The organism is Cellvibrio sp. KY-GH-1 (genome assembly GCF_008806975.1).
GTDB lineage: Bacteria > Pseudomonadota > Gammaproteobacteria > Pseudomonadales > Cellvibrionaceae > Cellvibrio.
The window spans coordinates 3,851,609-3,864,033 of sequence record NZ_CP031728.1; the positions used below are offsets into that span (position 1 = coordinate 3,851,609).

The following is a 12,425-nucleotide window of genomic DNA, read 5'->3' on the forward strand; positions in this document are numbered from 1 at the left end:
TGTTTTCTAATTAAGGGCAGATTACGCGCCCAGGTTTCTGAATATCTCATTCATAACCTGCTAAAAATCCCCCCACAAATACTGCACCAGACTAATCGCCGCGACCGGTGCAGTTTCTGTTCTTAATACTCGTGGGCCTAACGTGAGCGCGTTGAAGTTTTTCGCTTGCGCGTGGGCGATTTCACTTTCGCTTAATCCACCTTCGGGGCCGATTAATAAGCTGACGCTTTGCGGTGTTTGTTCAGCGGGGAGGGTTTTGCTGTCGCGGTGATGAAGAACAAAACGCAAGTCGGAATCCACCGTGTTTAACCAATCTGAAATCTGAACAGGTGCGGATAGTTCCGGTAGTAAATTGCGTTGGCATTGTTCGCAGGCGCTGATAATGATGTGTTGCCAGCGATCAATTAGTTTTTCCTGGCGCTCACCGCCTACTTTTACTTCGGTGCGCTCGGTGACTAACGGCGTAATTTTGGTGACGCCGAGTTCGGTGGCTTTTTGTAATACCCATTCGAAACGTTCACCGCGGGAGATACCGATGGCCAATTCCAGTTGCAGGGGCGATTCGCGATTGTCTGCTGTGTGCTCAGCGACGGTAACAGCGACATGCTTCTTGCTCACTTCCTGAATGGTCGCGGCAAATTCACCGCCCGTACCATTAAACAAAATTAATTCGCGCCCGGCCTGCATACGTAACACTTTGCTTAAGTGATGTGATGCCGATTCTTCCAGTTGCATCAGTTCGCCGGTTACTAAAGTTTGCTCGGTAAAAATTCTTGGGATGCGCATGCTATTAGTGTTCGCTGTGAAGTTGTGCGTCGGTATTGTTGTACGGCAGCGACGATGAAATAAATAAACGCGCCGCACCTGTGTGTTCGGTAAGGGCGTCGGCCGCTAATAGAATTGCGCCGGTCGTCCAGGTGGTTTTTTCGCGCGGCCAAATTACCTGGTCGCGAAAATTAAATCCGGTCCAGTAGCCGCCATCCACATCCATAAATTGGTGCAGCCAGCTAAATAAATTTACCGCTTTGGCGTGTTCGCCCGCCGCGAGCAGCGCAAGCGTCAGTTCACAGGATTCCGCCACTGTTACCCAGGGCTCATCGCTGACGCAGCGGCAACCCACGTTGGTTTCTACAAAGGTGTGCCATTTGGTTTCGATGCGCTGCTGTGCGGCTTTACCTTCCACTACGCCAGTGAGAATGGGATAAAACCAATCCATGGAAAAACGGGTTTTGGGTTCCCAGGTGCGATCAAAATATTCCGGGTGATTGCGCAAGGTATGGCCCAGTTGTTGGTGCGCACTGCGCCAGTGGCTTGCGCTCAAGCCTAATTGCTCCGCGCATAAAATCGCACATTCCAGGCTTTTATAGATCGAGCTGGATGCCGTTACCAAGGCATCTTTTTTTGCGCTGCCATCTTCAGCGACTGCCCAATAGATTTCACCGGTAGGTGATTGGTAGTGCAACACAAAATTGATGGCTTTTTTTACAGCGGGGAAAAAGCGATGCAAAAAACTTTCATCGTCTGTCACTAAAAAATAATGCCAAATGCCGGTAGCAATATAGGCAATAAAATTGGTTTCGCGATGGTTTTTATCAACCGGTTGATCATCCAGATAGTTCGCCCACCAACTGCCATCGCTTAATTGTTCTTGTACCAACCATTCGTAGGCACGCTGGGCTGCCGCATATTCACCGCCAATGGTTAAGCCCATTGCCGCTTCAATATGATCCCAAGGGTCCGCTTTGCCACCGGTAAACCAGGGTATACAGCCATTGGGTAATTGGGTTTGCAAAATATAGTTAACCGTTGGACGCAGTAGCGACTCGGGGAAAAAGCCTTTGGAGAACAATAGATTTTTCATTATAAGTTTTCTTTCCTGAAATACATCACCACACTTTTTCCCATTATTGGATTCAATAATTTTTCCAGAGTTTGCGTGAGCCACGGCTTTTCCATTAAATCCCATACCAATAGACGATGATAAAGTTTGATCAATGGATTGGAGTCCCGGGTTTTCCACCAGAGGCATTTCATCCACCAAAATGGCGAATGAAGGGCGTGCGCCCAATGGCGCTTATAAAATGAAAATGGGTGCTGCTCTATTTCCCTGCGCAACTCTTTTCCATTAAAAATGCGGATATGCCCACCTTCCACCAGATGATATTCCTCGCTCAGCCACCAGCAAATTTTTTCCGGCCAGGCGCGCGGTACCGTAATCGCAAGCACACCACCGGGTTTTAAAATACGCGCTATCTCGGTCAACACGCCTTGATAGTCCGGGATATGTTCCAGCACTTCACTGCAAATAATTTTATCAAAACTGTTATCTGAAAACGGCAAGCGAGTTGCGTCGGCCTGCTGCAAATAAAGTTGTTTATTGGTCGATTCTTGCTGGAACGGCAAAAATCGTTCGCGACTGGTCAGTAAATCGCGGTGGCTTAAATCTACACCTATCGCGGTTACATCCGCGTGCAAATACACATTGATGACATGGCGACCTTCGCCGCAGCCCAGATCCAACACTCGATCGCCCGCCGCAAGCGGAAAGTCGGTGAAATTAATCGTCAACATGATTCGCGACTGCCCTGTTGGTTGAGCAGTTCGAAATAATACGCCTGCATTTTTTTGCCGACACAATCCCAACTTAATTGTTGCAAGATGTGTTCGCGGCCGCGTTCGCCCAATTGCGAACGCAATACCGGATTCCGGATTAAGTCACCTAACGCATCCGTTAAGGATTCAACACTGCCCGCCGTTACCAAGCGCGCGCCCTCGCCCACGACTTCCGGCAAGGCGCCACCGTCACTGCAAACCAAGGGCACACCACAGGCCATGGCTTCGGCGGCGGGTAAGCCGAAACCTTCGTAGAGCGAAGGTACTATGGCAATCGCGGCGCGCGCGTATTCTTCAACCAACTCCTGATTGCTAATGCCGAATTTGAATTGCACCACATCCAGTAATTGCAACGCGGCTAGTTCCTTTTGGGTATCGCCATCTTCTTTTAATTTGCCAATCACCGTGAGTTGCAACTGCGGAAATTCACCGCGCAGCTGCGCCAGGGCGCGCAATAAAATGCTGAGGCCTTTTAACGGTTGATCGGAAGAGGCAGTAGTAATTAACGCAAATTCGCACCGTGAAATTTCTGCCAGGGGTTTAAAGATGTTGGTGTCCACACCATTGGGAATTACGTGAATTTTTTCGGCTGGCCGCGCAAAGGCCTGCTCGATATCGCGCTGCGATTGTGCCGAGACCGTAATCACGTGCTGCAACTTTTGCACTACTTTTTTCTGCATGGATAAAAAGCTGTACCAGCGATTAATTAACCAGCGCTGGCCTTTATCCGTTGCAGCAGCCAACGCGAGATCGCGATCGCGCGTGATGGGGTGATGCACAGTCGCGACAACTTTCACGCCGCGCTTTTGCAAAGTAAGAAGGCCATAGCCCAAGCTTTGATTGTCGTGGACAATATCGTACCGGGATGAATGGTTTTTGAAATGTTTTACTAACCGGCGACCAAAACAATAAGGCTCACCAAATGCACCACTTAATTTACTCCACCATTCATAAAAATCCGTGAAGGATAATAAATGTTGTAGCCGCAACGCGCGGGTGGGGTTGGGGTGCGCGTATAAATCCAGACTGGGAATTTTGATAAGCGTAACGCGCGCATCCAATTCTGGATAAGGCGGGCCGGAAATGACATCTACCTCATGACCCAATTCCACCAGCGCCTTGCTCAGGTAATGCAAATAAATCCCCTGCCCGCCAACATGCGGGTGACTGCGATACCCGAGCAGCGCAATGCGCAAACGGCCCTGAACCGGCGTGGCGCAAGTGCCCTTGGCAAAGGAATCAACACTGGCGGAATTTTCATGGGCCTCTAGAGCCCGGGGCAAATAGGACATTGAGCAAGCTTACCTGGTGAAGTTCGCGCATTATAGGCGCAGCAGGTAACTGGCTCCATCGTTGAAGATACGGCGCGCCGGCTTTATCGTCCTGGAAACCGGCGCACCGTGGATGAGTGAACGGTGAATTCTTGTAACAAGAGACTGCGAAAAAACTAGTGTTGGCGATGCACATCGACTTTTTTATCGACCACTGCCAAAGCCATGCCGCCAACGAACAATAGAACCAATACTGCGACCAATGATCCAGCGCCGATGATGCCTGATACTAACATGATGACTTCTCCATCCCGATTACTGCACTGGTTGTCAGTGCCACGTGGATAGATTGCGCGATTGCCGGCCGGCAGTTTTTGATTTCAATCAAGCTATTTTTTGCGCAGTTTGATCTGGCGCAAATAGATCGCTGAGTAGCTATTTGGGAGTGAATGGCAAAAAAAACCGGGCTTTAAGCCCGGTTTTTCGCATCGCATTTCACTGTTGTCGCTAGCGACAACTTAGTGCGCGCGGCTAGCTGCCAAACGGTTTTCAACGATGGACAGAACAAAGCCAATAACGATGGTAAGGGCAAACACGCCCATCAACAAACCTGGTCCAACAATAGCTGAGGTCGACATAGTTTTACTCCGATTAGATTGAATGATTAAAAAGCTTTAATGGTTACAAACCATCCGCGTTAAAGGTTTTCATTACATAGTCCACCCGCTGCTCAGCGGTGCGGTGCATACGTTCTTTCAGGGATTCAATGTGGCGCAGGCGCGGCAGCAAGCCACGGCCATTGGCAACTTGAATCGCCAGACCCGGGCGAGCATTCAGCTCCAAGAGTTGCGCACCGCGGGTTTTATCCAGTACCAAATCGGTACCTATATAACCCAGGCCGGTCATTTCGTAGCACTTGGAAGCGAGCAGTAGCCAACTGCGCCAATCGGCAATCTGGATTTCCTTCAGCTCGCGCTTGGTATCCGGGTGATGCGTCACAGGTTTGGAGTGCTGCACCGCATTGAGTGCGCGGCCCGTAGCGATATCCAACCCCACCCCCACAGCGCCCTGGTGCAGGTTGGCTTTACCATCGGACTTGTGGGTGGCGAGGCGCAACATCGCCATCACCGGATAGCCTTTGAAAATGATGATGCGGATATCCGGAACACCTTCGTAGGAATAATCCTTGAAGTAGTCGTCGAACTGGATAAGGTCTTCCACAATTACCACATCCGGCTTGCCACCCAGCGAATAGAGGCCCGCCAGGGCGTTGGTCATATGGCGCTTGATATCCTCGATGGTAATTTCAACCCCCGAAGACTTAATGAATTTGTCGCCCTTGCGGCCGATAATCACCAAAATCCCCTTTCCACCTGACCCTTTAGCGGGCTTGATGGCAAAGGCTTCCAGTGCCATTAACTTGTCTTCGATGTGGGCGATTTCGTGCTGAACATTCACCACAAAGAATAACTTGGGCGTAGCTACCTCGTATTCTTCTGCCAGCAACTTGGTTTTGAGCTTGTTATCCACCAACGGAAACAGGCTGCGCGGGTTGTAGGCGGCGATAAAGTCGTGGTTGCGACAGTTCATTCCCAATATGCCCAAGCTTTTGAGACGCCAGGGACTAACCCAGGAATTCCACCAGCGCTTGATGCCCGATGGTGCCGCGGGTTTGCTTGCCGGGCTGGCAGGTGCAGACGAGGTTGATGCCTCACTCATGACTCAGCCCCTTTTTTTTCAACATTGTCCACCATGGCGCGGAAGCGGCGCAGTTCCGACAGTTTGTAGCCAGTGTATTGACCCATCAACATAATCAAGGCCAGTGCTACCAAATTCAATTCGGGGAAGTTAAATGTCAGGTGCCCCACCAACGGCAACTGCATCAAGGCATAGGCCAGCACCGCTACCAGCAAGCTGCCACCGCCTTGCACCATCACCTCTTTGGGGCCTTCTTCTTCCCACAGGATAGACATACGCTCGATGGTCCAGGCGATGATGATCATGGGGAAGAAAGTGATGGTCATGCCGGTATTAAAGCCCATCTGGTAGCCGATCAGGCTAAGCGCGGAGATGATAAAAATCACCAAGACTACGAGCGTCGCGATCCGCGATATCAACAACAGGTTCAGCCGCGATAAGTAGGTGCGTAGCACCAGGCCCATCGCCACTACCGTCACGAAACTCACCACCCCCAGGACCAGCGAAGTTTGCAAAAAGGCCATGGCGATCAAAATGGGCATAAAGGTGCCCGAGGTTTTCAGGCCAATAATGATGCGCATAAACACCACCACCAGCGCGCCCATTGGCAACAGCAGCAGCAGTTTAAACATGCTCTGCTCTTCAATCGGCAGATGCTGGATGCTCAACACGCTGAAGGCGCTCTCTTTGAACTGGGCCTTGATCAGGTCCAGCGCCGGCACTGTTTGGTGGATCATCGAGAAGCTCACGCGTGAACGATTGCCGCCCGCCACATCCAGAATTGACTCGCCGCCGGTATGCCAAAGCAGCAGATTTTCCGGCACACCCTGTTCACCGGTAGAGGGATTAAACAATACCCAGTTTTTACCATCGTAAACCTGCACTAACCGGGAAAGGCTCTGGTGGCGACGGGCATCTTCCAGATACAGACCCAGCGCGGGGCGCGCGGGGATTCCCGCCTGGTTGACCAGTTTTTCAATCAATGCTGAACGATCAGTCTGCGCGGATAACAACAGCGCCGCGTTTTGGTCCAGGTTGTCATTGCTGAACTGTTTGATCAGTTCGCGCGTCAGGCTTTGCGGATTGCTGGATCTGGCCAAGGCGGTGTCCAATACCTGCTGGGCCGCCGTTTCCTGTGAAGGGCCATCCCAATCCACATGCGCCACTTGCGGTTGTTCCAGCTGGGTCGCTAGCGCTGCTTCATCCTGTACGTCAATAAACTGGGTTTTGTAATAAATGGTTTGCGGGCCCTGGGCATCGCGCTTGGACCATTCGCCACGACGCACCGCATTTTCAGTCACTACTGAATAGCCGTAACCGGGCGCCGCGGCTTGCTCACTAAAGCTGCGGAAACCAGGCGGATTGTCGGGCAGGCCCAAACGCGCGGTGACCGGCTCGCCGGTCGCATCAAAGTCGATGCGCGCTTCAATCAGCCAGACCGGCTTTTGCACACCGGGGGTAAAAGGAATCTCCATCTGCACATGACGCATCCAGGCAGTGATCAAACCAAACAGGGCCAATATGCCAATGACAGTGTAAAAGGGAGCGCGGGAAGGTTTCTTCATGGGAATTCGTCCTGGGGCGGCTGGCACTGGGGCCAGCCTGTTTAAGCAAACTTATTGGATATCAACTCAGTGATGCGCACTCAGTTTTTCGCGGTGGTATCGTTTTTTGCGGCAGCGTCATTGCGTTGGAGTGGAGCGAGATTGTTGCCGCTTACATCTACCAACATCACATCGCGCAGCAGGTTGCGGCCGATCAGTATGGGGTACTCAGAGCTGCTGCGATCGGCCAGAATAAATTCACCCTTTTGACTCAGCTTGCCGATGGTAAAGCGGATTTCCACCACCGGGCGGCGATCTGGCGTAGGGTTAGCACTTTGCACTGTTTGGAAACGCAGGCGTTTGCGCTCCAGCACGTGGGGTTCTTTGGTGTCCGGGTTGTAGATGGTAAAGCGCACCCACTCTTCGCCGTTGCGCTCAAACATCTGGATATTGCGCGCATCGATCACCGAGTTGGCCACGTTGGTGCTGATACGGGCATTCATCACCACATTCAAACCGCCGATAAGTGCCTGCTCACGCAAACCAACGATTTGCTTATCGGTTTGCAATTGTTCGCGCGGGCCACCTTTTTTGGCGGCTTCCGCCACGGGTGCCGGGCAATCTACTTTTGGTGCCGGGCGCTCAACTACCTGCGGGCGAGAATCCAGGGCTTTTTGCTGGGCCGCCAGCTGGGTTTGCATCTGCTGCAACTGGGTCAAAATTTGCCCCTGCTGCTGGGTGACTTGCTCGGCATGGGCTTGATGCTGGGCAATGCACTGTTGGGCACCGGCCAACTCGGTTTGAGTTTGCTGGTTAACTTTAGGTTGGTTGGTACAGGCACTGAGCGCGGTCACGGCTAGCGCCATCAAGCTCAATTTATACAGAACGCGATTTGCAGAGGTATTTTTCATCACAACAACCGGGGCTATCACAGGGGTGAAATGGTTATAAAAAGTTAAGTGGACTAATTGTAGCCGCTGGTAATGGCTAAACACACCCGCCAGCCGCGATAAGTCCGGTTTTATTTGGCCTGATAAACCCGGGGATACTCCGCTGGCAAGCGGCGGAAGCGTTTGTATTCCCACTGGTACTGCGCCGGGGCACGGCGTACACAGGCTTCCACACTGGCATTCAATCCTGATACCGAGGTGTGTTGATCTTCGCTATAAATGGCGGCATCTGCCTCCATCACTACCATTTTGAACCCACCGGGAACCCGTTCGGCATAGCAGGAGCAGACCGCGCAGCCGGTACGCTGGATCAACCCCTGTACCAGAGTCATGGTCAGCGCCGGCTGGCCCATAAAGGGCGCCACTTCACCGCCTGCATCTTTCGCCGGCACCTGGTCGGGCAGGATGCCCACAATAGTGCCGCCCTGCAGGGCTTTTAACAGCATCATTACGCCTTTGCGATTAGTAGGCGCCATGGTGATATTCAACTTGCTGCGCCCCGCCAACACCAGCTCGTCCATTTTGGGATTTTCCAATGGCTGGTACATCGCCGTGAGGTTCGCCACGCTGGCCAGGTAGGGTGCGACCACTTCCCAATTGCCGTGGTGCGGGGCCAATACCAATACGCCTTTACCGTCCGCGAGTTTGGCGCGGAGCAGTTCATCGCCCTCTTTCGCAATTATCTTACTGTCCAGCCAGGCCCAGGAATTGCGCCAAACGGCGCCCGCTTCCATGGCCGTCTTCGCGGTATCTTGCAGGCTTTGTTTGCTCAAGGCGATTTGTTCAGCGGGATTCAACTCGGGGAAACACAGGGCAATGTTAGTGCGGGTCACCTTGGCCGAGCGCCCATTCATCCACCAAACGACACTGCCAATGGCATTGCCGATACTGCGCAACAGGCCGAGTGGCAGATGCGCCATGGCTTTTACCAGCAAAGGGGCCAAGTGGTTTTTCATGAACGGGCGACTCAAAGCAGAAAGTGCGCGCAGCTTACCGGAAATTGCCTGCCAACTGAACGCCTGTTGCGGCGATTAGAATTCAACTCAAACAGGTTGGTTATAAATGGCGCTGAAGAATTAATATCTGAGGGAAATAGCGATTAGTTGCACGTTGACCTAAAAGCGCAACCGCCATCGAGCAAGCACAACCGCCAAAAAAAGAAAGCAGGCTCAGGAGTAAGCCTGCTTTCAAGCTGGTTGTAAACCATTGGAGCGTGAACTAGTGAACTTTGACTGCCGAAAAGATATCGGCAAAGGTTAATTCTTTTTCAATTTTCACCGGTGTATGCAACCGGCGGGAAATATCGCGCGATGACACTATTCCGCGAATATGGTGGGCATCCTGATCTACTACCAACAAATATTCCTGATGGTTTTTCTTCAAGGTGGATACCACATCGGCAACGGTTGCGCGCTTAAATTGTTCGTAATCCACTGCGCTAATTTGGCTGCGGCTGTGCATTAAATCGCGCACCAATAATTCATCGCGTTTGATGTGCAGGGCCATTTGCTTGAGCAGCATATTGTGCTCGGCCAGATCGTCCAGGCTAATAACACCGACAAATTCTTTTTTGTCATCTACCACCAGTTTGATTTCCACATCTTCAGCGTGCATCACTTCGATTGCTTCTGACGCTTCAAGATGGCTATCCACCATGTGGGGTTTATGGCTGCGGAAATCCGTGAGTATGGCCAAGGCAGAAGTGCTGCCCTGAATATCTTCAAATTCTTCTGGTTGTACCAGGTGGTCGTTAGCAGCCAACGCAAACACATTCAAATTCTTCATAACAAGCCCCGTAAAAATTAATCACATCAAGGGGGAGAAGAGATTGCTCACCTGAACCAATCACCGCGAATTCGTCGCCGTCTCTTCGCTCACTCTGTGATTACAACATAGGCTTGTCAGCGGCTGATTAAAACCCGTCCACACCGGCTTTTACGCCCGATTTACTCCCTGTTTACGACGGGTTTACTCGGCGGAGCTTTGACGCGTAAATTTCCCGTTTAACGGCCAAACATTCGACGCAAGGTCTGATCTTTATCAAACACATGATGTTTCAGCGCTCCGGCGATGTGCAGGACTATGGCAGCAATCAGGATATATCCCAGCCAGTGATGAACCGCTTCCCCTAACCCACTCAACCCGGCATGGAAAGGTTCAGTTTGGCCCGTTTCAGGATTCTTATTGCCCGGGATCAACACCCAGCCGAACACCTTCACCCCATAGCCACCCAAACCGGAATACATCATTCCCGAAATCGGCATCAGCAGCGTGCTTACTATCAACACCCAGTGAGTCAACTGCGCCAGGCGATGCTCCAGTGCCGGGTAGGCGCGCACCGGCACCGGCCAGCCATTCTTCACCCGCCACCAGATGCGCACCAGCACAAAAGCCAGAATTACCACGCCGAAACTTTTGTGCCAGTCATAAAGCGGGTAGTACTCGTAGGTGGACATATACAGGCCAACGCCCGTTAGCCCGATCATGGTCAGGGCAATAATCCAATGGAGGAAAATAGTCAGGGGGCTTAATTGTTGTTGATTATCCATAGGAATTCCTTGGGATGTTGTAGTTATAGAATTACAAAAACACGGTTGTGGAGGCCAATCGGCGGGGGATTGGTCAACTGTCGCTATTTCTGGTTCCCGGGTTTTACAGATCCTTACCAACGCGCAAATGTTATAAGCAAATAGGTCAATTTTTGATGTGGTAAATGGTATATTTCGCGCCACTGCTACACCGCAAATCCAGAACCATCATAACTTCCGATAAATGGAGCTTACCATGCTTAAAAAACTCGCCCGCACCTTGGGCTTAGCCACACTTTTACTCTCCGCTACCACGCAAGCACTACCCATCGTTCAGGCAGATGCCTTTTCTGCAGGCGATAACAAGGCCGCGCTGGAAACATCGACCGGATTGGTGTGGATGGATTTTGGGGTAAATTCACATCGAACTTTCAGCGATGTAGTCAGCTCACTAGACACCGACTACGCCGGTTGGCGCCTGCCTACGATTGCAGAAGTGGATCATCTTTGGACCAACTTGTTTGGTGGACTAGATGAATGGTCACGCCTGCAGCCAACTTTCGCATCGTTAAGTACATTTGATAAGAACATTACGATGTATGACGACTACTTCAACAGTCTTATGGGCGTTTTTGGAAATTTAGTTGGACTTAACGGACACTATACGTACTACAGAGATGACGTTTTAATTTACTCCGCAGACTATACCTATAAATCCTCTTTTGCAGTATTTAGTGACTCTGGAGTAAATGGCTTCGTCAATCTCTTTGTACCTACCGATAATAATATCATCCCAAGACACGCTGCGTTTTCCTATGAAATGCGTATCCCGTTTCTACAAGATATATCCCTCCAACAAAGCACATTACTAGTAAAAAAATCTACCAACGTCCCAGAACCCGCCAGCGGCCTTCTCGCGGTATTAGCGATTTTTATGCTGGCGGTGCGCCGGTTTAAATTCCGTGTTTAAGGTGTAAGTAAGGCAGTTACACATCGCCCTTGGGTAGGGTGTAGCTGCTCAAACACTTAACAACAAATTTCCGATAAATGGAGCTTACCATGCTTAAAAAACTCGCCCGCACCCTGGGCTTAGCCACACTTTTACTCTCCGCTACCTCTCAAGCCCTGCCAATCGTTGAAGCAGATGCGTTCAGCACAGGTGACAATAAAGCTGTACTTGAGACCTCCACCGGGTTGGTGTGGATGGATTTTGGGGTAAATTCACATCGAACTTTCAGCGATGTAGTCAGCTCACTAGACACCGACTACGCCGGTTGGCGCCTGCCTACGATTGCAGAAGTGGATCATCTTTGGACCAGCTTGTTTGGACACTTAGCGGGATGGCACCGCTGGAGTCCAGATTTTGGGATGTTCACTCTCAGAGAAAACAATGAATTCGGCGTCCCAGTTTCGGTGTATGACGATTATTTAAACAGCATCCTCGATGTATTTGGTATCAGCGAGGAAGGTACGGCGGAGGTTACTTGGTACGAAGGCGGTATTCTTGTTAATCGCACTATTTACGACTACCGCGCCTCAGCTGCGGTTTTTAGTGATTCGGGACAAAACGGCTTCTTCAATCTATTGGTACCGATCAACAGCACCTTAGGTCCACACGCCATAATTGCATACGGTGAAGGATACTGGAAGAGCGATATATCTTCAGCGCAAGGCACGCTACTCGTAAAAGACTCTGTCGCAGTTCCCGAACCCGCTAGCGGCCTGCTCGCCGTACTGGCGATTTTTATTCTCACCGTTCGCCGACTCAGCTTCCGCCGTTAACCCAACTAACTACACACCACTCAGTGGTATGTAGGAACT

General features: G+C 51.2%; 12 protein-coding genes. 2 read left to right on the forward strand and 10 right to left on the reverse strand.

The genetic code is table 11. The annotated features are described in order from the left end of the window. Nucleotides 1-60 precede the first annotated feature (60 nt). From D0C16_RS16295 to D0C16_RS16340, 10 genes are all read right to left on the reverse strand, one after another. Nucleotides 61-786 carry a 16S rRNA (uracil(1498)-N(3))-methyltransferase gene (locus tag D0C16_RS16295; protein WP_151033329.1) on the reverse strand — a complete coding sequence of 242 codons (726 nt, stop codon included), beginning with the start codon at nucleotides 784-786 and terminating at the stop codon, nucleotides 61-63. Between the two features lie 4 nt (nucleotides 787-790). Beyond that, nucleotides 791-1,861: a prenyltransferase gene (locus tag D0C16_RS16300; protein ID WP_151033330.1), complete on the reverse strand. Its 1,071-nt coding sequence runs from the start codon at nucleotides 1,859-1,861 to the stop codon at nucleotides 791-793. After that, nucleotides 1,861-2,571, reverse strand: a complete 711-nt coding sequence (locus D0C16_RS16305) for a class I SAM-dependent methyltransferase (protein ID WP_151033331.1) — start codon at nucleotides 2,569-2,571, stop codon at nucleotides 1,861-1,863. Before D0C16_RS16305 ends, D0C16_RS16300 begins: the two co-directional genes overlap by 1 nt. Then, entirely contained in the window at nucleotides 2,565-3,905 is a 1,341-nt protein-coding gene (locus D0C16_RS16310) for a glycosyltransferase family 4 protein (protein WP_151033332.1), read from the reverse strand. The genes D0C16_RS16305 and D0C16_RS16310 overlap by 7 nt, the downstream gene beginning before the upstream one ends. A gap of 660 nt (nucleotides 3,906-4,565) precedes the next feature. Further along, nucleotides 4,566-5,603: an alpha-L-glutamate ligase-like protein gene (locus D0C16_RS16315; protein WP_151033333.1), complete on the reverse strand. Its 1,038-nt coding sequence runs from the start codon at nucleotides 5,601-5,603 to the stop codon at nucleotides 4,566-4,568. Continuing rightward, nucleotides 5,600-7,147 carry an inactive transglutaminase family protein gene (locus tag D0C16_RS16320; RefSeq protein ID WP_151033334.1) on the reverse strand — a complete coding sequence of 516 codons (1,548 nt, stop codon included), beginning with the start codon at nucleotides 7,145-7,147 and terminating at the stop codon, nucleotides 5,600-5,602. Before D0C16_RS16320 ends, D0C16_RS16315 begins: the two co-directional genes overlap by 4 nt. An 80-nt stretch (nucleotides 7,148-7,227) precedes the next feature. Beyond that, a complete protein-coding gene (locus tag D0C16_RS16325) occupies nucleotides 7,228-8,037 on the reverse strand; it encodes a RimK/LysX family protein (protein WP_151033335.1) in 810 nt (269 codons plus the stop codon). Nucleotides 8,038-8,147: 110 nt separating this feature from the next. Further along, nucleotides 8,148-9,032 carry a lysophospholipid acyltransferase family protein gene (locus tag D0C16_RS16330; RefSeq protein WP_151033336.1) on the reverse strand — a complete coding sequence of 295 codons (885 nt, stop codon included), beginning with the start codon at nucleotides 9,030-9,032 and terminating at the stop codon, nucleotides 8,148-8,150. Nucleotides 9,033-9,294: 262 nt separating this feature from the next. Beyond that, nucleotides 9,295-9,861: a CBS domain-containing protein gene (locus D0C16_RS16335; RefSeq protein ID WP_151033337.1), complete on the reverse strand. Its 567-nt coding sequence runs from the start codon at nucleotides 9,859-9,861 to the stop codon at nucleotides 9,295-9,297. A 218-nt stretch (nucleotides 9,862-10,079) separates the two neighbouring features. Then, on the reverse strand, nucleotides 10,080-10,625 hold the full coding sequence (locus D0C16_RS16340; RefSeq protein WP_151033338.1) for a cytochrome b: 546 nt from the start codon (nucleotides 10,623-10,625) through the stop codon (nucleotides 10,080-10,082). Between the two features lie 235 nt (nucleotides 10,626-10,860). On the opposite strand from D0C16_RS16340, the gene D0C16_RS16345 reads away from it, so the two are divergent. Next, entirely contained in the window at nucleotides 10,861-11,574 is a 714-nt protein-coding gene (locus D0C16_RS16345) for a DUF1566 domain-containing protein (RefSeq protein WP_151033339.1), read from the forward strand. 89 nt (nucleotides 11,575-11,663) lie between these two features. Next, nucleotides 11,664-12,386, forward strand: a complete 723-nt coding sequence (locus tag D0C16_RS16350; RefSeq protein WP_151033340.1) for a DUF1566 domain-containing protein — start codon at nucleotides 11,664-11,666, stop codon at nucleotides 12,384-12,386. Nucleotides 12,387-12,425: the final 39 nt, after the last annotated feature.